At 63.3% G+C, this 20,283-nt stretch carries 20 protein-coding genes; 12 read left to right on the top strand and 8 right to left on the bottom strand.

What is annotated here, in order from left to right; genetic code table 11:
- The first annotated feature begins 76 nt into the window (after positions 1–76).
- Positions 77–739 (top strand): ABC transporter ATP-binding protein, encoded by a 663-nt coding sequence (locus RBQ93_RS08675; RefSeq protein WP_320371712.1) that lies wholly within the window; start codon positions 77–79, stop codon positions 737–739.
- On the opposite strand, the gene RBQ93_RS08670 is transcribed toward RBQ93_RS08675, so the two are convergent.
- Positions 732–1,376: a cation transporter gene (locus RBQ93_RS08670; RefSeq protein ID WP_320371711.1), complete on the bottom strand. Its 645-nt coding sequence runs from the start codon at positions 1,374–1,376 to the stop codon at positions 732–734. The two genes, RBQ93_RS08675 and RBQ93_RS08670, sit on opposite strands and share 8 nt — an antisense overlap.
- Positions 1,377–1,512: 136 nt before the next feature.
- Here RBQ93_RS08670 and RBQ93_RS08665 point away from each other — a divergent pair, with 136 nt between their 5' ends.
- Genes RBQ93_RS08665 through RBQ93_RS08650 form a run of 4 tightly spaced genes read left to right on the top strand, consistent with a single transcriptional unit; the run spans position 1,513 to position 7,939 of the window.
- Positions 1,513–1,845: a hypothetical protein gene (locus tag RBQ93_RS08665; RefSeq protein ID WP_320371710.1), complete on the top strand. Its 333-nt coding sequence runs from the start codon at positions 1,513–1,515 to the stop codon at positions 1,843–1,845.
- A 52-nt stretch (positions 1,846–1,897) separates the two neighbouring features.
- A complete protein-coding gene (locus RBQ93_RS08660; protein ID WP_320371709.1) occupies positions 1,898–3,214 on the top strand; it encodes a TolC family protein in 1,317 nt (438 codons plus the stop codon).
- On the top strand, positions 3,211–4,836 hold the full coding sequence (locus RBQ93_RS08655; RefSeq protein WP_320371708.1) for an efflux RND transporter periplasmic adaptor subunit: 1,626 nt from the start codon (positions 3,211–3,213) through the stop codon (positions 4,834–4,836). Before RBQ93_RS08660 ends, RBQ93_RS08655 begins: the two co-directional genes overlap by 4 nt.
- Positions 4,817–7,939 carry an efflux RND transporter permease subunit gene (locus RBQ93_RS08650; protein WP_320371707.1) on the top strand — a complete coding sequence of 1,041 codons (3,123 nt, stop codon included), beginning with the start codon at positions 4,817–4,819 and terminating at the stop codon, positions 7,937–7,939. Before RBQ93_RS08655 ends, RBQ93_RS08650 begins: the two co-directional genes overlap by 20 nt.
- A 36-nt stretch (positions 7,940–7,975) precedes the next feature.
- Here RBQ93_RS08650 and RBQ93_RS08645 read toward each other — a convergent pair whose 3' ends face one another.
- Positions 7,976–8,848 carry a diacylglycerol/lipid kinase family protein gene (locus RBQ93_RS08645; protein ID WP_320371706.1) on the bottom strand — a complete coding sequence of 291 codons (873 nt, stop codon included), beginning with the start codon at positions 8,846–8,848 and terminating at the stop codon, positions 7,976–7,978.
- Between the two features lie 130 nt (positions 8,849–8,978).
- Between RBQ93_RS08645 and RBQ93_RS08640 the strand changes: the two genes are divergently transcribed.
- The 3 genes from RBQ93_RS08640 (at position 8,979) to RBQ93_RS08630 (ending at position 13,050) form a co-directional block, all read left to right on the top strand.
- Positions 8,979–9,653, top strand: a complete 675-nt coding sequence (locus RBQ93_RS08640; protein WP_320371705.1) for a heavy metal response regulator transcription factor — start codon at positions 8,979–8,981, stop codon at positions 9,651–9,653.
- Positions 9,631–11,037, top strand: a complete 1,407-nt coding sequence (locus RBQ93_RS08635) for a heavy metal sensor histidine kinase (RefSeq protein ID WP_320371704.1) — start codon at positions 9,631–9,633, stop codon at positions 11,035–11,037. The genes RBQ93_RS08640 and RBQ93_RS08635 overlap by 23 nt, the downstream gene beginning before the upstream one ends.
- A gap of 111 nt (positions 11,038–11,148) precedes the next feature.
- Complete coding sequence (locus tag RBQ93_RS08630; protein WP_320371703.1) at positions 11,149–13,050, top strand: LTA synthase family protein; 1,902 nt, start codon at positions 11,149–11,151, stop codon at positions 13,048–13,050.
- A 69-nt stretch (positions 13,051–13,119) separates the two neighbouring features.
- Here RBQ93_RS08630 and amrA read toward each other — a convergent pair whose 3' ends face one another.
- The 3 genes from amrA to RBQ93_RS08615 are packed head-to-tail and all read right to left on the bottom strand — an operon-like array spanning position 13,120 to position 14,775.
- Positions 13,120–13,653, bottom strand: a complete 534-nt coding sequence (gene amrA, locus RBQ93_RS08625; protein ID WP_320371702.1) for an AmmeMemoRadiSam system protein A — start codon at positions 13,651–13,653, stop codon at positions 13,120–13,122.
- Between the two features lie 51 nt (positions 13,654–13,704).
- Positions 13,705–14,214 (bottom strand): peptide deformylase, encoded by a 510-nt coding sequence (def, locus tag RBQ93_RS08620; protein ID WP_320371701.1) that lies wholly within the window; start codon positions 14,212–14,214, stop codon positions 13,705–13,707.
- Positions 14,215–14,775 carry a glycine cleavage system protein R gene (locus RBQ93_RS08615; protein ID WP_320371700.1) on the bottom strand — a complete coding sequence of 187 codons (561 nt, stop codon included), beginning with the start codon at positions 14,773–14,775 and terminating at the stop codon, positions 14,215–14,217. It lies immediately after the preceding gene.
- A 122-nt stretch (positions 14,776–14,897) separates the two neighbouring features.
- On the opposite strand from RBQ93_RS08615, the gene RBQ93_RS08610 reads away from it, so the two are divergent.
- The gene (locus RBQ93_RS08610) at positions 14,898–15,410 is read left to right on the top strand and encodes a DUF2062 domain-containing protein (protein ID WP_320371699.1); all 513 of its coding nucleotides are present in this window, start codon (positions 14,898–14,900) and stop codon (positions 15,408–15,410) included.
- Entirely contained in the window at positions 15,407–16,120 is a 714-nt protein-coding gene (locus RBQ93_RS08605) for a DUF2786 domain-containing protein (protein ID WP_320371698.1), read from the top strand. The genes RBQ93_RS08610 and RBQ93_RS08605 overlap by 4 nt, the downstream gene beginning before the upstream one ends.
- A gap of 158 nt (positions 16,121–16,278) precedes the next feature.
- On the opposite strand, the gene RBQ93_RS08600 is transcribed toward RBQ93_RS08605, so the two are convergent.
- On the bottom strand, positions 16,279–16,899 hold the full coding sequence (locus RBQ93_RS08600; RefSeq protein WP_320371697.1) for a DUF47 domain-containing protein: 621 nt from the start codon (positions 16,897–16,899) through the stop codon (positions 16,279–16,281).
- 189 nt (positions 16,900–17,088) lie between these two features.
- Here RBQ93_RS08600 and uppP point away from each other — a divergent pair, with 189 nt between their 5' ends.
- Both uppP and radC read left to right on the top strand, forming a co-directional pair.
- The gene (uppP, locus tag RBQ93_RS08595; RefSeq protein WP_320371696.1) at positions 17,089–17,907 is read left to right on the top strand and encodes an undecaprenyl-diphosphatase UppP; all 819 of its coding nucleotides are present in this window, start codon (positions 17,089–17,091) and stop codon (positions 17,905–17,907) included.
- Positions 17,904–18,596: a RadC family protein gene (gene radC, locus RBQ93_RS08590; protein ID WP_320371695.1), complete on the top strand. Its 693-nt coding sequence runs from the start codon at positions 17,904–17,906 to the stop codon at positions 18,594–18,596. The genes uppP and radC overlap by 4 nt, the downstream gene beginning before the upstream one ends.
- On the opposite strand, the gene RBQ93_RS08585 is transcribed toward radC, so the two are convergent.
- Together RBQ93_RS08585 and hemG are read right to left on the bottom strand one after the other, a co-directional pair.
- Complete coding sequence (locus RBQ93_RS08585; RefSeq protein ID WP_320371694.1) at positions 18,582–18,839, bottom strand: GSU3128 family (seleno)protein; 258 nt, start codon at positions 18,837–18,839, stop codon at positions 18,582–18,584. The genes radC and RBQ93_RS08585 overlap by 15 nt on opposite strands.
- The gene (hemG, locus tag RBQ93_RS08580; protein WP_320371693.1) at positions 18,836–20,248 is read right to left on the bottom strand and encodes a protoporphyrinogen oxidase; all 1,413 of its coding nucleotides are present in this window, start codon (positions 20,246–20,248) and stop codon (positions 18,836–18,838) included. The genes RBQ93_RS08585 and hemG overlap by 4 nt, the downstream gene beginning before the upstream one ends.
- Positions 20,249–20,283: the final 35 nt, after the last annotated feature.

Raw genomic sequence — 20,283 nt, 5'->3', positions numbered from 1 at the left:
GAATAAGCCTAGCGCAGCAGAAGCGCGACTTCTGAACGGAAGGCGCCTCGCGCCGCCGATATAAGGAACCAACACTATGATTACCGTAACCAATCTGACGAAAAGCTACCCCTCCGGCGAGGGTGAAGTACGGGCGCTGCGCGGGATCGACCTGACCGTGGCAACCGGCGAATTCGTCTGCATCATGGGGCAGTCCGGCTCGGGCAAGAGCACCCTTTTGACCATCCTGGGCGGTATGTGCCACCCCAGTAGCGGCACGGTGGCGGTGAACGGCACGCCCCTCTACGACCTGAACGACAACGGCCTGGCCGATTTCCGGGCCCGCACCTTCGGCTTTGTGTTCCAGTCGTTCCACCTGGTGCCGTACCTGACCGCCCTGGAAAATGTGATGCTACCGCTGGCTCCTTTAAAAATGGCAGCTACGGAAAAACGGCGCATGGCGGTAGAGGCGCTGGCACGGGTGGGGTTGGCGGGTAAAGAGGGACGCCTGCCGAACAAGCTGTCCGGCGGCGAGCAGGAGCGGGTAGCCATCGCCCGGGCGGTGGTCAACCGGCCAACGATCCTGTTTGCCGACGAACCGACCGGCAACCTGGACAGTGCCACCAGCGACCAGGTGATGGCGTTGTTTGCCGAGCTGCACCGGGCCGGACAGACCATCGTAATGGTCACCCACAACCCGGACAACGGACGCTACGCCCAGCGCACTATCCGGCTCAAGGACGGCCTGGCGGTCAGCTAGACGGGCAGCTACAGGAGCAGGAGAGGCCCTTGGCTTTGTCAAAGGCCTCCCGCCCTTCCTTGAAGGAGAGCCAGGCGATCAGCAGGGCGCCGATGGCATCCAGGCTGCCGATGCCAGTCAGACGGTAGCCGAGGCTCGAGGCCAACAGCACCAAGGAGAGGTGCAGACAGGCCCGGGAACAGGCCGCATCGGCCAGGATGGCCGGTGAATTGAGGGTCGTGCCCACCTTGACCTTGTAGTGGATCAACAGCCACATGAAGGAGATCGAGACCAGCGCGATCACGATCCCCCACAGGGTGGTCTCGGGTCGATGCTGCTGATACAGGTTGAGACCGGCGGTGACCACCAGGCCAAGGGTCAGCAGGTAAAAAGCGCTGCCGGTGATCCGCAGGGCGCGCTGCTCGAACTCGTCGCGGGTCTCGCCGCCGTTGGCACGGATCCGGCGCAACATATGCCAGACCCCTACGGCCGAGATCACTTCGATAAAGGAATCGACGCCAAAACCGAACAGGGCTAGGGTCTCGTCGTTGATCCCCATCCCGACCGAGACCAGGCCTTCCAGCAGGTTGTAAAAAATGGTGAACAGTGCCAGGGCATTGGCGTAGCGGTGCAACTGATGCTGGGTATACTGGTGCATGATGGACGCGTAGCTCCTTGTCGCTGCAAACTGGTGGACTGGCTGGGGCACAAACCGTCAGTTACTCAAGACGAACCGTCCCTGCTTGTCAAGTTTTTTGCTTTACTTTATCAGTCAACAACCCTAAGGTTTCTCAATGCTACGCATGGTTACCACCCTGATACTGCTGATCAGCCTGCTGACCGGCAGCCTGCACGCCGGGCATGATCCGGCAAGCAGTGATGCGTGCCACGGCGATGGCTGCTCGCAGACCGCAGCCTGCGCTACGCCTGACCACCCCTGCCATGATCAGGGCACCAGCCATGACGATCACTGCTGCGGCTCACACGGGCACCAGCAGGCGATCAGCGTACACACCGTCTCTTTTTCTCCGCCTGTGCACGAAAAGCAGTTCACCGCGATTGTCCCCCATCTGGTCCCGCAGGATTTTTCGCGCATCCCGTTCATCCCCCCCCGAACCACAGCCTAAGCCTGACGCACCACTGCCGCACTGATTCATCACCTTACCGAGGAGTCTGTCCATGCGCATTATCCGTTATGCGCCGACACTCGCCCTGTGTGCCTGCCTAGCCACCGTTCCCGTCCTTAGCCGGGCAGCGGAATCCGCGCTGACTGCCGATATGGCGGTTGCACAGGCATGGGCGCACAGCCCCGAGTTGTCGGCCGATAAAGAAGAGATCACCGGGCTTGAACAGGCAGCTGAGCACCTGCCCCTATTGGCCAATCCGGTACTGGAGCTGGAAGGGGCCACCGGCAGCCTGACCGGCAGTCCCGACGAGCGCAGCGTCGGTATCGCGCTCAACCAGGAACTGCCACTGGCCGCCATTGTCAGCCGACGCAAGGCCGTTGCCCGCGCCGAGGCCGAGGCGGCTCGCCTGCAGCTCGAAGCCCGCAAACGCAGCCTGGCCGACCAGGTTCGCCGGGCCTGGGGCGCGGCTGTCCTGGCCAGCCACCGCCTTGAACTGCTCCGCAGCCAGACCATGCTGGCCGAGACATTACTGGTCATTGCCCGGGAACGTTTCGCCGCCGGCGATCTGCCTGAGTTCGAGGTACAGCTGGCCGACCTGGACCGGCAGCGACAACTGCTGCGACAGGCCGAACAACAGGCCGAGCTGATCCGTGCCCAGCGACAGCTGGCCCTGCTGATGGGGCTGGCCGACGGCCAACCCCTGCCGCCCCTGGCCCCGCTGGCCATGCCGCAACAACCGTTGCCGTCCGATGAGCACCTACTGAGCGATGGCCTCGCACACCACCCTGACCTGGCACTCAGGCGTCAAGAGCAGCAGCGTGACGAAGCAGCCCTGGCCCTGGTCCGGGCCGAGGCGATTCCAAGCCTGACGGTGGGCCTTGCCTACCGTAACGAACGGTCCTCCCAGAACAGCTACCAGCTGAACGGAGGCCTGCTGACCCCCGGCACGGAACGAACCACGGACCATATCCTCGGCCTGAAGCTCTCGATCCCATTACCGCTGTTTTCCCGCAACCAGGCCGAGATCTCCAAGGTACACGGACTGGCCAACGCCAGCCGCCATCGCGTCGAGTCCGCCCGGCGTGCCGCCGCTGCAGAGCTGCGGGACCTGCTGGCACACTACCGGCTGGCATTGACAGCCCTGGAGCTGCACCGCACCACCCTGGGGCCGGTGGGCCGGGAAAACCTGCAGATTCAGCAGGAGGCCTTCAAGCAGGGCGAAGTAGGTATGCAGACCGTGCTGGATGAGAAGCGGCGCTTTACCGAACAACAGGAGGCGGAATTAAACGCCATAAAAACGGCCTACGACAGCTACAGCCGTCTGCAAAGCCTACTTGACACCCATACAACAGAACGAGGCAAACCATGAAGATACGCATCTCTGGGCTACTGTTGGCACTGCTGCTGGCAGTAGCCAGCGGCTGCTCCACCAAGCAGCACGAGCAAGACCATACCGATGAAGCGGCTGTACAGGTTACGGCCTGGAGCGAAAAAAGCGAGCTGTTTATGGAGTATGAGCCGCTTAAGCCAGGCAAAAAGGGGAGTTTTTTGATTCACCTGACCCGCACTGCCGACGGCAAACCGGTAGCCGAGGGGTCGCTCAAGCTGGTCCTGAAGCCGGCAGCGGGTCAGCCGCTAACCGTTACGGCCCCTGCCCCGATCCGGCCGGGTGTCTATCAGGTTGAACTAACCGCCCCGGCGGCAGGCCACTACACCCTGGAACTGCTGCCGCAAGGAAAAGGATTCACCGACCGGATCGAACTGTCCGGCATCCGGGTTGGAACCGCTCCGCCGGCCGCACCGCCAGACAAAAAGGAAACCGGCCAGAAGAGCGACGGGCATGCCGAACATGATGACCACGAAGGCCATGACCACGGGGCAGAACCGCATGGCGATGGGCACGATGAAAATCCGGTGGTAGCTGGCGATGGCGGCGGCACCATCGCCCTGCTGAAAGAACAGCAGTGGGCCCTCGACATCCTGATCAAGCACCCTGAACGCAGGCGACTGAGCGGGCAGATCACCGCCAGCGGCGAGCTGATCGCAGCCAGTGACGCCGAGGCCACCGTGGCGGCACCGCTGTCCGGCATTGTCTCCGTATCCAGACCGTTGCCCTACCTGGGCAAGCGGGTGGCCAAAGGTGAGCTGATCGCCCTGATCGAACCGCCGATCCGTCCCGACGGCGGTGCCGGCCAGTTCTCGGCCGCCCTGGCCGAGGCGCGCAGCCGGACTACTCTGGCCCGTCAGGAACATGAGCGGGCCCAACGCCTGTACGAGGCCAAGATCGCCCCCCGCAAGCGGGTGGAGGAGGCTGTCGCCGCACTGGACAGCGCACGGGCTGCGTTGGCGCCGTTGGAGAAATCGGCGCTCGCGCTGGGCGGTGACGGCGGCGGCCGGCTTACGGTACGCGCCCCGCTCAGCGGCACTGTGGTGGAGGTCTTCTCCGGCACCGGCCGGGGGATCGAGGCCGGCCAGCCGATGGTGCGGATTGTCAATACCGGCACGCTCTGGCTGAAAGCAAACCTGCCGGCCCTCGAGGCCGGCAAGCTACCGCGCCAGCCTACAGCCCAGTTTACCGTTACCGGCCAGCAGGGCAGCTTTAGAGCCGGGCGGCTGATCTCAGTTGGGGATATGCTCGACCCCCAGAGCCGTACCTTAGCCGTACTCTTCAGTGTGCCCAACCGGGATGCCCGGCTGAAGGTGGGTATGTTCGCCACGGTGTCAGTGGCAACCGGCGAAGCACAGGAAGGACTGGTGCTGCCGGCCGAGGCACTGGCCGAGGACGAAGGCCGCTTCTTCGTGTTCGTGCAGACCTCGGGCGAGCGGTTTACCCGGCGCGAGGTACAGATCGGCCAGAAGCAGGGCGGCCTGGTGCAGATACTGAAAGGGCTTGACGACCACGAACGGGTGGTGGTGCAGGGCGCCTACTACGTCAAACAGGCCACCACAACCGCCACCAAGGAGGACCCCCATGCCGGACATGCCCACTAGCACTACTCTGCTGGACCGCCTGATCCGGCGCAGTCTGGAAAACCGGCTGGTTGTGGTCATCGCCATGGGTCTGGTGCTGCTGATCGGCACCTTCACGGCTGTCCGGATGCCGGTGGATGTGCTGCCGGACCTGACCGCCCCCACCGTGACCATCCTGACCGAGGCCAAAGGGATGGCCCCGGAGGAGGTGGAGGCGCTAATCACCTATCCGATCGAGAGCAATTTAAACGGTGCCACCGGTGTGCGGCGGGTCCGTTCGGTCTCCATTCCCGGCCTCTCCACCGTCTGGGTGGAGTTCACCTGGGGCACCGACATCTACCGCGCCCGCCAAGTGGTCAATGAAAAACTGCAACTGGTGGCGGGCAGCCTGCCGCCCAAGACCGTGCCGGCCCTGGCGCCGATCTCCTCCATCATGGGGGAGATCATGTATATCGCCGTGGCCAGCGACAGCCACAGCCTGCTGGAGGTGAAGGAGCAGGCCGAGTTCGTGGTCAAGAAACGGCTGATGGCAACCTCCGGCGTGGCCCAGGTGGTGACGGTGGGGGGCGAGACCAAGCAATACCAGGTGGAGATCGACCCGCTGCGGCTGCAGGCCTATGGGGTCAGCGTCAGCCAGGTGACCGATGCGCTCAAAGGCAGCAACGAGAACTTTGCGGCCGGGGTGATCAAACAGCAGGACCATGACTATCTGCTGCGCGGCGTGGGACGAGTCCGTTCGGCCGCCGACCTGGAACAGGTGGTGGTGCAGTCGCGGGACGGCCTGCCGGTGCTGGTGCGCGATCTGGCCACCGTCACCATCGGGCCGGCCTTCCGGGTGGGTGATGCCTCGGCCAACGGCAAACCGGCCGTGGTGATCTCGCTGCAGAAGCACCCCGATGCCAACACCCTGGAGCTGACCAGGCGGATCAGTCAGCAACTGAAGGAGATCCAGCGCAGCCTGCCCCAAGGGATGCGGATCGAGGGCGATCTGTTCCAGCAGGCCGACTTCATCAAGCGGGCGATCGCCAACATCAAGCGGGTGCTGGTGGAGGGGGCCTTGCTGGTGGTGGTGATCCTGTTCCTGTTCCTGGGTAATCTGCGCACCACCCTGATCTCGCTGGTGGCGATGCCGGTCTCGCTCTTGTCTGCCATCTTCGCCCTCAAACTGTTCGACAGCTCGATCAACACCATGACCCTGGGCGGCATGGCCATCGCCATCGGGGTGATCGTGGACGACGCCATCATCGACGTGGAGAACGTCTACCGCCGGTTGCAGGAAAACAATGCCTTGCCTGAAGCAAAACGCAGGCCAGCCCGCGAGGTGATCTTTGAGGCATCCCGCGAGATCCGCTCCTCCATCGTCAATGCCACCCTGATCATTCTGGTGGTGTTCCTGCCGCTATTCTTTCTGTCCGGCGTGGAGGGACGACTGCTACAGCCGCTGGGGATCTCCTACATGGTGGCCATCGGCGCCTCGCTGCTGGTGGCCCTGACCGTCACCCCGGCGCTCTGTTCCTATCTGCTGCCCAAGGCGCGCTGCATAGCCGACCATGGTGACAGCAGGACCATGCAGTGGCTGCTGGCCCGCTACCGGCCACTACTGGCGCAGATGCTGGCCCACCCGCGCCGGGTGCTGGCAGGGGCTGCGCTGGCCTTTGTACTGGCCCTGGGGCTGCTTGGCCTGACCGGCCGCTCGTTTCTGCCAGCCTTTAACGAAGGGGCCCTGACCGTCATGCTGGTGACCGGCCCCGGCACCAGCCTGGAGAAGTCGTCCGAGGTGGCGCTGAAGATAGAAAAACTGATGCTGACCCATCCGGCGGTGAAAACCACCTCACGCCGCACCGGACGGGGCGAACAGGACGAACACGGCAAGTTTCCCAACGCCAGCGAGATCGAGGTCAGCCTTGATCTGGACGGACGGCGAATGGCGCAGGTGATGGACGAGCTGCGCCATCTGACGGCGGTGGTGCCCGGGGTAACGATCACCTTCGGCCAGCCGATCGGCCATCGCATCGACCATATGCTCTCCGGCACCATGGCCAATCTGGCCATCAAGGTCTACGGCGCCGAGCTTTCCCGTTTGAAACAGGTGGCTGAGCAGATCAAGGCCGAGATCGTCGAGGTGCCAGGCCTGGCCGACCTTTCGGTGGATCAGCAGGCCGACATCCCCCAACTGCGGATCCTGCCGCGTCGGGACGAACTGTCACGCTACGGCCTGAACATCGCCGATGTGGCGGCAGGGGTGGAGGTGGCCACCAGCGGGATGGTGGTCTCACGCACCCTGGAAGGCGACCGCGGCTTTGACATCGTGGCCCGCTTCCCGGCCACGGCCCGACAGGATGGCGACGCCGTCGGCCAGATTCTGCTGGATACGCCATCCGGTCAGAAGGTGCCGCTGGCGGCGGTGGCTGAGCTGATCTCGGCCAAGGGCCCCACCAGCATCAGCCGCGAGAATGTGCAGCGCAAGGTGGTGGTGCAGGCCAACGTGGCCGGTCGCGACCTGCGGGCAGTCTATCAGGATGTGCGCAGCCGGATCGACGGACTCAAGCTGCCGCCCGGCTATTTTGTGGAGTATGGCGGCCAGTTCGAGAGCGAGGCCAGTGCCACCCGCACCATCGGCCTGTTGAGCCTGGTTTCGGTCAGCCTGATCCTGCTGATCCTGTACCTGGAGTTCCGCTCATTCAGGCCGGCCCTGCTGGTGATGGTCAACCTGCCGCTGGCCTTCATCGGCGGCATCGTGGCGGTGGTGCTGAGCGACCGGACCATCAGTGTGGCCTCGCTGGTGGGCTTCATCACCCTGTTCGGCATCGCCACCCGTAATGGCATCCTGCTGGTCTCCCACTACCGCTACCTGATGGAGACCGAAGGATTGGCGCTGCGCGAGGCGGTGATAAAAGGCTCGCTGGAACGGCTGCGGCCGGTGGTAATGACCGCCCTGGCGGCCGGCCTGGCCTTGGTGCCGTTTGCCGTGGCAGCACACAAACCGGGCAACGAGATCCTCTCGCCCCTGGCGGTGGTGATCCTGGGTGGACTGGTCAGCGCCACCATCCTCAACATGCTGGTGCTGCCGACACTGTATCTGCGCTACGGGGAGAGACCTGCAGGGGCTGCTGGGGAACGGTGAGTAAAACAGAGCCGGGGCACCGTGTGCCCCGGCTCTTCAGCACAGCAATTTGTTGAAATCGGGCATCAGCCGGATGGTGAGCGGCGTGCTGCCGAAGCTGTCGCCATCCAGCTGCACCGGCTTGGCCCCCGTAATGGTTAACGAACCTTCCCGCAGCTGCCAGCCAGCCGAGGCCGGGGCACGGCCGGCCAGCACCAGCGGCAGGGCGGCCCGGAAAAAGCTACGCCGGGTGGGAAACTGAAACGGCAGCACCTCCAGCTGTGGCGTGAAGATCTCCGCCCCTGGGGCCAGCCGATAGGGGCCGCCATAATGGCAGGCGTTGCTGATAATCACTGCATGACAGCGCTCACTGCGCTGGCCGTCGCTGATGGTGATCAGGCTGCGATCCCAATCCCGCAGTTGTCGCAAACCGGCAAACAGATAGGCCAGCTTGCCCAGCCGGGCCTTTTCAGCCGGCCGCACCCCGGCCACCGCCGCCGCATCCAGACCGATGCCGGCCATCAACAAAAAACGTCTGGTCCCCTCAGCCGAAGTTGCCTCACCGACGGTAAACGGCCGCAAACGCCCGTGTGCGATCCGCTGCAGCGCAGCCTCAATCGAACGGATGCCCAGTTCCCAGGCCAGCACGTTGGCGGTGCCAAGCGGTATCACCCCTAACGTTGCGCCTTTAGGCGTCATGCCGTTAATGACGGTGTTGATGGTGCCGTCGCCCCCCACCGCGATGATCAGCGGCGGCCGTGCGGGATCGCACAGGGCGCGCACCGCCCCGATCGCCGCGGCTTCGCTCCCCGGCAACAGCGGCTGCGGATCCATGCCGGCCCTGCGCAGGCCGGCCAGAATCCGCTCGGCACGGGCCGGAGAATAGCTGCCTGAGGCGGGATTAAAGACAACGTGGGCGATCTGCAGCATACCGTTCTCCTTTGTAGACCGCACCATAGTGGTGCCGCTTCGCCCCTGTCAAGCCAGATAGCTTTTGCTTGTGCTCAGACCGCAGCGGTGTATAGTTTTGAGCCGCAACCAACTGAACAGGGACCAAGCGATGCGTATTCTGATTGTGGAAGACGAGATCAAGGCTGCCAGCTACCTCAAAAAGGGGCTCAGCGAGCACGGCTTCAGCGTCGATATCGCCACCAGCTGCGAAGACGGCCTGCACCTGGCCCGCAGCGAAGGCTATGACCTGATCGTGCTGGACGTGATGCTGCCCGATCGCCAGGGCTGGAGTGTGGTACAGGAACTGCGGGCCGAGGGGTACGACCTGCCGATACTGTTCCTCTCGGCCCGCGATGCGGTCCACGACCGGGTCTATGGCCTCGAACTGGGGGCCGATGACTACCTGGTCAAGCCGTTCGCCTTTTCAGAACTGCTGGCCCGTATCAGAACCCTGCTGCGCCGCCAGCCGCAACGCCAGACCGACCAACTGCAGGTCAACGACCTGGAACTGGACCTGCTGCGCCACAGGGCCCGCCGCGGTGGCCTGACCCTCGACCTGACCGCCAAGGAGTTCCAGTTGCTGGCGCTTTTGCTGCGCCGCAGCGGTGAGGTGCTCAGTCGGACCTTTATCTCGGAGCAGGTCTGGGGGATCAACTTCGACAGCGACACCAACATCGTTGATGTGGCCATCCGCCGGCTGCGCAAGAAGGTGGACGACCCGTTCCCCACCAAACTGATCCATACCATTCGCGGGGTGGGCTATGTGCTCGAAGAACGCCACTGACTCCTCCAGCTCCATCGCCACCCGCCTGACGGTACTGTACACGGTCAGCATGCTGGCCATCCTGGCCAGTGTGATCGGCTTCCTGCTGCACACCGTGGTGAAAGACCTGGAGTTTGAAGACAACGACTTCCTGATTGAACGGATCAGCAGCATCCGCTCCGTAATCAACCGCTATCCGCAGGACCTCGAGCACCTCAAAGAACATCTGCTGCCACGGGATGCCAACCGGCATGTCCGCTATCAGGTACGCCTTCAGGATGCATCCGGCAGCACCGTCCTGGAATCCCCCGCCATGGCTTCGCTGCCGCCACTGCTGTTTCCGCCGCCCATAATCAGCAGCGAACCGATCGGGAGAGCAAAAAAACACAAAACCAGCGACGGGCAGTACTATCTGCTGAACGCGGCCTGGGCCGCCGCAGGAGACGACCCACAGTTTCGCTTGCTGCAGGTAGCCTTGGACGTGACCGAAGAAGAGGCCTTGATGGCCAACTACCGCCTGAAGATGGGTAGCGCCCTCTTGGCGGGACTCTGCCTGGCCGGCGGCCTGGCCTTTATCATCAGCCGCAGAGAGTTGCGGCCGCTGCGCGAGATGGCCGCCCAAATCGGAACCATCACCGCCAGCGACCTGCACCAACGGGTCGGCAACCGGCGCTGGCCAAAGGAATTCGCCCCGCTGACCGGCGCACTGGACACCATGCTCGGGCAACTGGAACAATCCTTCGAGCGGCTGAGCGCCTTTTCGGCCAACCTGGCCCACGAACTGCGCACGCCGCTCAACAATCTGCGGGTGGAATCGGAAGTGGCCCTGTCCCGACCCCGCACGGCAACGGAATACCGCCAGACCATCGAATCCAGCATCGAGGAGTATGAGCGACTCTCCCGCATGATCGGCGACATCCTGTTCCTGGCCCGGCCGGAACAAGGGGTCGAACGGCACAACCTGGATGCGCGGACCGAACTGGATCGCCTGGCCGACTACTACCGCACCCTGGCAGAAGAACGTGACATCGCCCTGAGCGTTGACGGCAACGGCAGCATCTCTGCCGACCCGCGCCTGTTCCAGCGTGCTGTCGGCAACCTGCTGGCCAATGCCCTGCACTATACCCCCAGCGGCGGAGCGGTGGCCGTCAGCATCCAGTCCGGTACTGCAGGTGAGGCGGCCATTGTTGTCAAGGACAACGGCAACGGCATCCCCAGTGACGAACTACCGCTGGTGTTCGACCGTTTCTACCGCAGCGCCCAGGCACGGCAGCTGCATCGCGATGGCAGCGGCCTCGGCCTGGCCATTGTCCGCTCGATCATGGAGCTGCACGCTGGCAGCGTTACCTTGGCAAGCCAGCCAGGCCTCGGCACCACCGTCACGCTGCACTTCCCTCCATCCTAGTCCCCTCCTTGGGCCGGATGACAAAATTGTCATCCGGCTGTCATGCTTCGGCAAGGCACTCCTGGGCATCATGGTTACTGTCGCACCATGATCTCCCCAAGGAGCCGCTGTATGCCTAATCGCCGTCTGGGACTGATACCACTGGTTTCGCTCACCTTTTTACTGGTCATGTTCGCCATCCGCCTGCTGCTGTGGGCCATGACCCCGCCTGAGGCGGCCTTAAGCCTGTCGCTGCTGTTCAAGGCCGCGGCCACCGGCCTGCTCTTCGACCTGGCCACCTTAAGCTACGCCCTATTGCCAGTGGCCCTGTACCTGCTGCTGACGCCGCGTCGGCTGGTGGAGGCCCGGTGGCATGACTGGCTGGTACGCTGCCTGTTTTTCGTTTTTGCTGCCGTGCTGTTGTTTGACGCTGCCGCCGAATATTTCTTCTTCGACGAGTTCGGCACCCGCTTCAACTTTATCGCCGTCGACTACCTGATCTACACCACCGAGGTGATCGGCAACATCCGCGAATCCTATCCCCTGACCCCGATCTTCACCGCCATCGGTAGCGGAGCGCTGCTGGCCACCTGGCTGCTGCGTCAACGGCTGCAGCAGGCCGCCAGCGTCACCTTCGGCGGCCGCTTCCGTCTAACCGGCGCCCTGCTTTTGCTGCCGGCCCTGGTGGCACTGGTCGGTGTCAATGTTGCCCAAAGCTCCATATCCGCCAACAACTACGCTAATGAGCTGGCCGGCAACGGCATCTACAACCTGGTGGCGGCCTTCCGCAATAACGAGCTGAGCTTTTCCCGCTTTTACCGCACCGCACCGCAAGGACAGGTGCTGGCAAACCTGCGCACGCTGGTGGCCGAGCGCAACAACCGTTTTGTGGCCCCGGACAGCCAGCGTTTCACCCGCCAGATCACCGCCGAAGGGCCGCAGCGTCGCTTAAACCTGATCGTGGTGGTGGAGGAGAGCTTAAGCGCCAGCTACCTTGGCAGCTACGGCAACCAAGAGGGCCTGACCCCCAACCTGGACCGACTGGCCGCCCAGTCGCTACGCTTCACCAACCTGTACGCCACTGGCACCCGTACCGTACGGGGCCTGGAGGCGCTGACCCTCTCCATGCCGCCCCTGCCCGGCACCTCGATCGTCAAACGCCCCAACAACGGCGGTTTCCGTTCCTGGGGCGAGATCATGGCTGCCAAGGGCTATGACAACAAGTACATCTATGCCGGCTACGGCTATTTCGACAACATGAACGCCTTCTTCAGCGCTAACGGCTTTAAGGTGGTGGACCGGGCCGACTTTGCCAAGCATGAGATCAGCTTTGCCAATGTCTGGGGGGTCAGCGACGAAGACCTGTTCCGCAAGGTGATCCGTGAGGCCGACGCCTCCCACGCCGCTGGCAAGCCGTTCTTCTCGATGGTCATGACCACCTCCAACCATCGCCCCTACACCTATCCCTCCGGACGGATCGACATCCCCAGCAAGACCGGCCGCAAGGGGGGCGTGAAGTATGCCGACTACGCCATTGGCCGCTTCCTGGCCGAGGCCCGTCAGGAAGCCTGGTTCAAGGACACCCTGTTTGTCTTTGTGGCCGACCACTGCGCATCCAGCGCCGGCAAGACCGGCATCCCGGTCAAAAAATACGAGATACCACTGCTGGTCTATGCCCCGCAGCATATCAGGCCGGGCATTGTGGACCGCCTGATGAGCCAGATCGACGTGGCCCCCACCATCCTGGGTCTGCTGAACCAGAGTTACGACAGCGACTTTCTGGGGCGCGACATCCTCAAGGCCGACCAGGCCGCACCGCGGGCCTTCGTCTCCACCTACCAGAAACTGGGCTACCTGACCAACGACCGGCTGCTGGTGCTTGAACCGCAACAACAGGTCCGCCAGTACCGGCTGGACCGTACAAGCGGCGAGACTGCAGCGGTTGCCGTTGATCAAGGATTGCTGAACGAGATGCTGGCCTACTACCAGGGGGCCGATTACCTCTATCAGCACCGGCTGAACCGTATCCGCTAGGTCGCTACCAACGCAAAAGCGGTGGCTGGCAAACTGCCAACCACCGCTTTTTTTAAAAACCAGCGAAACCTACTCCCCGAACACCTCGGCCGAGAAGATGTAGAGTTCGCATTCCTTCTGCCAGGCGTTTTCAGGGAGCCCCGCCTTGAGACAGGTGTGCCGCAGGAAGGTCTCCCGATCCCAGCCGTATTCGGTGGCCACCTGGGGCAGCAGCACACCATGGGCGGTCCCCTTGATCAGGTAGATGCCGTGGGTGCCGACCTTGATCTCTTCCACCGACTGGATCTGGCGCAATGGGGAGAGTACGGATATTTCAAGTTGAAAGTCTACCAGGTCGGCCGGCTTCATCGGGTAAAAACGCGGGTCGCGGGTGGCGGCTGAAACAGCCATCTCCTGCACGGTCTGCCAGAGCGGGCGGGTGGCGACAAAGCTACCGATACAGCCCCGCAACTGCCCCTGCTGTTTGATGGTCACAAAACAGCCCGACTGGCTCTCCAGCGCCTTGCTTGGCCTGGCCACTTCCGGTAGCGGCTGACCATTGACCCGGGCTACGATGGTGGCCCGCGCCAGGGCCAACAGTGCAGACTTTTCCTTGGCGGTCATGGCTAAATTCCTCCTTGGACGGACGCCGATAGGTCCGTGATCCGAAAGCGGCTAGGCGTAATTTTTGCGTCGGAACAGCCCGGTACTGATGCTGACTACCCGGTCCAGGAACAGCATGCCGTCCAGGTGGTCCATCTCGTGCTGGATCGCCACCGCCTCGAAGCCGCTGGCCGCAACCTCACGCTGCTCACCACTCTCACCATCCAGAAATCGGACCGTGATCTCGGTGGCCCGCTCCACGTCGCCGGTATAGTCCGGCACGCTCATGCAGCCCTCCCGCATCACCGCTGCGCCGCTGCGGGTGATAATCTCCGGGTTGACCATGCAGAGCAGGCCGTGGTGGTTATCCTTGCCGTGGCGGTTCTTGGAGACATCCACCACGCAGACCCGTAAACCCGCGCCGATCTGGGGCGCTGCCACCCCCACCGAACCGGGGCCGGCCCGCATGGTGTCGATCAGATCCTGGATCAGGGCCTTGATCTCGACATCCAGACGAGGGACCGGATGGGCCATCTTCTTGAGCAACGGGTGTGGGTATTTCAGGATCGGCTGCACCGCCATCTACAACTCCACCGGGGTCACGATCCGGATGCCGATCTCCACCTGCAGTTCGGCCCGCAGGCTGGCCAGCAGCTGTTCCACATCCTCCGGCACGACCCCCTCAGGCAGGGTGGCCTCCAACAGCATCACGTAGACCGGCTGTTCGTCGCTGCCCACCAGTTTGGTGTTCAGGTCGAGAATGTTGATCTGGCGAGCCGCCAGGGCGTTGGTGACCCGATACACAATGCCCGGCTGATCAGCGCCGTAGACCGTGATCTGACAGATCTCACCCAGCGGTTCGCGACGCTGTTCTTCGCCTGACTGCAGGTGGCGGATCGAGAGGGTCATCCCCAGCCGGTCGCAGGCCGGCTTCAGTTCCTCGGCCAGCTGGGTCTTGGTGAACGGCTTGGGGTGGGAGATGATCAGGATCATGGCGAATTCGCTGGCCAGCATGGCACAGCTGGAATCGGCGATATTGCAGCCCAGACGATAGAGGGATTCGCTGATGCCGGCCACGATGCCGGGACGGTCAGGGCCGACAACGGAAACGGCGTAATAGCTGCGTTCATTGCTGGGGGTCATGGCGGGCTCCCTGTGATGGTGGTTGATGAGCACTGAGGTACCACTACTAGCCCCTGTTCTGCAACGGTTTTTGGTCTTGGCGTTGACAAAGCGGGGCCTGGCTCTTTAGAGTGGCTGACATCATGAACAAGCACGAGCTCAGACAACGCCTGACCGCCATTCTGGCCCTGGACAGCCACCCGGCCCATATTGCGGCTGGCTTTGCCGTGGGAGTCTTCATCAGTCTCACCCCCTTTTTCGGTATCCACACGCCCCTGGCCATCGCAGCGGCCTTCCTGTTCCGGCTCAACAAGCTGACCACCATCACCGGGGCCTGGGTCAACACCCCCCTGACGGTGGTGCCGATGCTGGTGGCCAGTTACAAGCTGGGTGAATGGCTGCTGGGCAACCAGCCCCAGCCGTTCAGCGTCGCCAGCCTGGACTGGAGCGCCATCAAACCCTATGCCACGGCGATCCTGCTGGGCAGCTCGGTAATCGGCCTGCTGGCGGCGGTGGCCGGCTATTTCCTCTGCTACTGGCTGGTGGTCCGTTTCCGGCGTAAGGACCCCGGCCTTGCCGAACTGACCCGCGAATCGGAGCTGACCGGTCAGGATCTGGAACAGGCCCTGGAGCAAACCGACAAGGGACAGCCATGACCCGGGAACGGGTGATCGAGAAGGTACGCAAACTGCTGGCCCTGTCCAACAGCAGCAACCAGCACGAGGCGGCCCTGGCTGCCGCCCATGCCCAACGGTTGCTGGCTGAGCACAATCTGGCCATGTCCGAGCTGGAGGTACGCGAGGAGGGGGCCGGCGAGGTGGCAATCGAGGTGGCCAAAACCGTGCCCAAGTGGCTCTCGGCACTGTTTGCCACGGTGGCCAACGGCTTCGACTGCTTTCCGATCGTCACCACCACCGCACGCTGCAGCCGCCTGCGGTTCATCGGCGTGGGGGAAGACCCGGCCGTGGCCTGCTGTACGCTGCAGTACCTGATGCAGGAGCTGCGGCGGCTGGCCAGCGCCTATCTGCGCGCCAGCGAGGAGACCCAGGGCCGGCTGTCGGCCGCTGACCGCCAGCGGGTCCGCAGCTCGTACCTGCTGGGGGGTGCGCAGGGGGTGCGTCAGGCCCTGGCTGCCCAAAAGGCCCAGACCCCCACCACTAGCACCGCCCTGGTGCCGGTCAAGGATGCCCTGATCAAACAGTACCGCGAGCAGCAGATCGGAGCCATCAGGGTGCAGCGCAGCCGCCGTTCCACCGTGCTGTCGGCGGCCTTCCAGCAGGGCAGGAGCGACGGCGCCGCCTTGCAGCTACGGCCTGAGACGGCACCAGAATCTGAACCGCTCCTGCCCGGCCTTAGCAGCCGCTGATCCACAACTAAAACGCCCCCTGCCGGTAACCGGCAGGGGGCGTTTCTCTGTCATCTATCTGCAGCTGCGTATGCCGGTTTCAGATCAAGGATGGTACCAAGGCGGCGAGGAGCAACCGACGAAGCCAACGCAGGTAACGCCTTGAGCTGGAAGCGACATCAGGCGTTTTTGACCATCACACTCTCCAGAATATTCGCCACCTCTTCACACTTATCGGTGGCCGTTTCCAGGGTCTCGTAGATCTCTTTCCACTTGAGTAGTTCGATCGGATTTTTCTCCTCATCAAACAGGCGGCCAATCGCCTCCCGCGAGACACGGTCGGCCTCATTCTCAATGGCGTTGATCTCCACACAGTGCTCGTATATCTGCTCGTTGGATTTGTTGCTCAGTTTGTCTACGGCCTTGTCCACCGACTGGCAGCCCTGCAGGATCAGAAAGGCCAACGTCTTGGCCTCCGGCGTGGCACATTCCACGTTGTACATGATGAAACGCTGGGCCGAGGCGTCGATCAGGTCAAGGATGTCATCCAGCTTGGCGGCCAGGGCGTAGATATCCTCGCGATCCATCGGGGTGATAAAGGTCTTGTTCAGCCGCTGGATGATGCTGTGGGTGATGGCATCGCCCCGATGCTCAACCTCCTTGATCCGGCGCTGACTTTCCTGGGGATCGGCGAAGTTGTCCAGCATATCCTTCAACAGGACCGCCCCTTCGATAATATTGGCAGTCATCTCCTTGTAGAGCTTGAAAAACCGTTCCTCTTTGGGGATCAGGCCGAACATTGCATCTTCCTCCATCCTGTAGATGCCCCCGCTGGGGCTGCTCACAAAGCGAGCCAAGATAGCACAGCATCCCGCCACTGCCCACAGTAATTTACTGTCCGGTATGCCGATCGTACGCCAGGCGTTGTTTGCAATCAGAGCGGCTTTAGGCTAAGCTGGCGACTCTTTTAACTGACACCGGAGCACAGCATGAACCTGCTGCACGCCGCCCTGCTGGGACTGATTCAGGGCACTACCGAAGTCCTGCCGATCAGCAGCTCGGCCCACCTGATCCTGCTACCACGCCTGCTGGGCTGGCCCCCGTCGGGGCTCACCTTTGACGTGGCCCTGCACTTCGGCACCCTGTTGGCCCTGTTCGCCTACTTCCGGCGCGACCTGCTGCCGCTTGTGCGGGAGGCCTCAAGTGGTCTGTTCCAAGACCGACAGCCCGGCACGCTGCGGCTTCCCTGGCTGCTGCTGGCGGGTACCCTGCCGGCGGTGATGGTGGCGTTGTTGTTCGAGCAGCAGATTGAGCAGGTCTTCCGCGACAATCCTCTGCTGATCGGCCTGCTGCTGATTCTGTTCGGCCTAGCACTTGGGCTGGCCGACCGCTACGGCCGCCAGCACCACGGCGTACACAATGTCACCCTGCGAATGGCGCTGATCATCGGCAGCTTCCAGGCCCTGGCCCTGCTGCCCGGTGTCTCCCGCTCCGGCATCACCATCACCGCTGCCCTGCTGGTGGGACTGGCCCGCTTCGAGGCAGCCCGCTTCTCGTTCCTGCTGTCGCTGCCGATCGTCTTCGGGGCAGCCCTCAAGGAAGGGCTGGAGCTGTTCAAAAGCGGCCTTGAACCGGGCATGCTGGCCCCGATGCTGGTGGGGATCGTCGTGGCAGCCGTATCGGGTTATATCAGCGTGGCCTTCCTGCTGCGCTTTGTACAAAGCCGCACGGTCTGGCCCTTTGTCTGGTATCGCCTGGCCGCAGGCGGCCTGCTGCTGGCCGGGCTGGGGGCGGGGTGGCTGCGGTGAGCGACGGGGGGATCAAACAGTGGCCCGAAGATGAACGGCCCCGGGAGAAACTGCTCAAGCGCGGGACGGCGGCCCTCTCCGATGCCGAACTGCTGGCCTTGTTACTGCGCACCGGCGATGCCGCAGCCGGCAAGAGCGCCATCGATCTGGGACGGGAGTTGCTTTCCCGCTATGACGGCAACCTGCGCAGCCTGGCCCAGGCCGAGCTGAACGAACTGCAACAGATCAAGGGGCTGGGGCTGGCAAAAGCGGCCTCGCTCAAGGCAGCCTTCACCCTGGCGGCCCGCTTTCAGGCCCGCCCGCTGGTAACGCTGGACCGCTTCACCTCACCGGCCCAGATCTTCGACTACTTTCACCATGAGCTGCGGGATGCCCGCACCGAACTGTTTCTGGTACTGCTGCTGGACGGCAAGAACCGGATCACCCGCCGGGTGACCATCTCCCACGGCTCGCTGAATCAGAGCATCGTCCATCCGCGGGAGGTATTTGCCCCGGCGGTGCGGGAATCGGCCGCGGCAGTCATCTTTGTCCACAACCACCCCTCCGGCGATCCGGCCCCCAGCCGTGAGGATCGCGAGATCACCCGGCGCCTGAAAGAGGCCGGCGACCTGCTGGGCATCCGGGTACTGGACCACGTCATCATCGGGGATGGCGGCTACTACAGCTTTGTGGAGTCAGGGAGTCTCTAACTCCTCCATCAACTCCAGGGAAAAATTCTTGGCCCGACCTGCCGGGGCGATCACCCCGTAGGCCATGGCCTCCTTCAGTTCGGCGCTCCCGGCGCCGGCCGCCTTTGCCAAGGCGTAGTGTTTCTTCAGTCAGGTGGGGCATCCCACCGCCACGGCGCAACCCACCCGGATCAACTCACGGGTCCGGGTGTCCAGCACCTCTTCGTACTCAAAATCGGCAAACAGCTTCTTGCGGATCTTCATGACGTCCCCCCCTGCAAAAATCTCATCGCCCGTTCCACGGTCAGTTGGGACGAGGCCACGCAATCATTAAGTCCCACCCCGCGGAAGGCGTTACCGGTCAGGAACAGGCCGGGATGGCTGGCTGCCAGTCCTTCCAGCTCGGCCAGCTTTTTCCCGTGACCGGCAACATACTGCGGGATGGCCTGCTGGTGCTTGAAGATACGCACAAAGGATGGTTCGGCCTCAATCCCCATGATCAGCCGCAGGTCGTCCTGAACCCGTGAGAGCAGTAGCCCGTCCGGCAGGTTGACCAGTTCCGGCAGGCAGGCGCCGCCGGCCATGCTGCGCAGCAGCACCATATCGTCGGGAGCCCGGTTGTCGAACATGCTGGAGTCCCACAGCGTACCCAGGGTGCTACGCCCTTCCTTGCGGGCGATCAGGTAGCCGAAGCCGTCCAGCGGATGGCTGATCCGCTGCCGCTCGTAGCCGCAGCAGATCACCGAAAGCGAGGCATAGGGGATCTGCTCCAGCAGGCTGGCCATGGCGGGGTTGAGCGGAGCCAGCAGGGCGGCGGTCGCATAGGCCGGCGCGGCCATGATCACCAGATCGGCCTGCAGCTCACCGCAGCCCTCGGTTGTCACGCGGTAGCGCCCGTCTTCGACGCCGACCGAACGGGCCTCGCACCCCGAACGGACCACATCAGGCAACTGGTCCCGCAGAGCGTCGGTCAGGAACTGGATCCCCTCCCGAAAGGAGGTCAGGGTGCCGCCCGGCCCGGCGGCCGAGGCGGTCACCTGGCCTGCGGCCCGCTGTTGACGTTTCTTTTTGGCCAGCTTGAGCATCGCCTTGAACAGACCGCCGTACTCCCGCTCCAACTCAGCGATACGGGGAAAACAGGATTTGAGCGACATGGTTTCCGGATTGCCGGCAAAGATGCCGGAGACCATCGGCCCGATCAGCTTGTCCAGCGCCTCCTGCCCCAGCCGGCGACGGGCGAAATCGGCCAGCGTTTCGTCGACCCCGGCCGGTGACGGCGGGGCAAACGGCTCACCCAAGAGACGCAGCTTGCCAGGCCAGGAAAGCAACTTGCTCTTAAGAAAAGAAGGGCCGTTCTCCGGCAGGCGATGCAGCACCCCCTGGCTGTAGATGAACCGCTTGCGGGCGTTGTCGTTGCTGCGGTGCAGACGATCGGCGATGCCCAAGGCACGGCACAGCTCCAGGGTCTGGGGCTTGTTGTCCAGAAAGCCGTTGGGACCCCACTCGCAGGTAAAGCCGTTATCGCGGATACTGCGGATCTTGCCGCCTACCTGGGTCTCTTTCTCCAGCAGCGTGATCTGCAGCGGTACGCCATCTGCCACCGCCTGCCTGCGCAACAGCCAGGCGGTGGAGAGTCCCGAGATACCGCCGCCGATGATGATCGCCTGTTTCATGGCGCCTCCTCTAAGGTGCAATGCGGTCATACTAC

It is taken from the genome of Trichlorobacter sp., from assembly GCF_034008105.1.
Taxonomy (GTDB): domain Bacteria; phylum Desulfobacterota; class Desulfuromonadia; order Geobacterales; family Pseudopelobacteraceae; genus Trichlorobacter.
The sequence above is the reverse complement of the archived record's forward strand: the minus strand, read 5'-3'. Positions and strand labels throughout refer to the sequence as shown.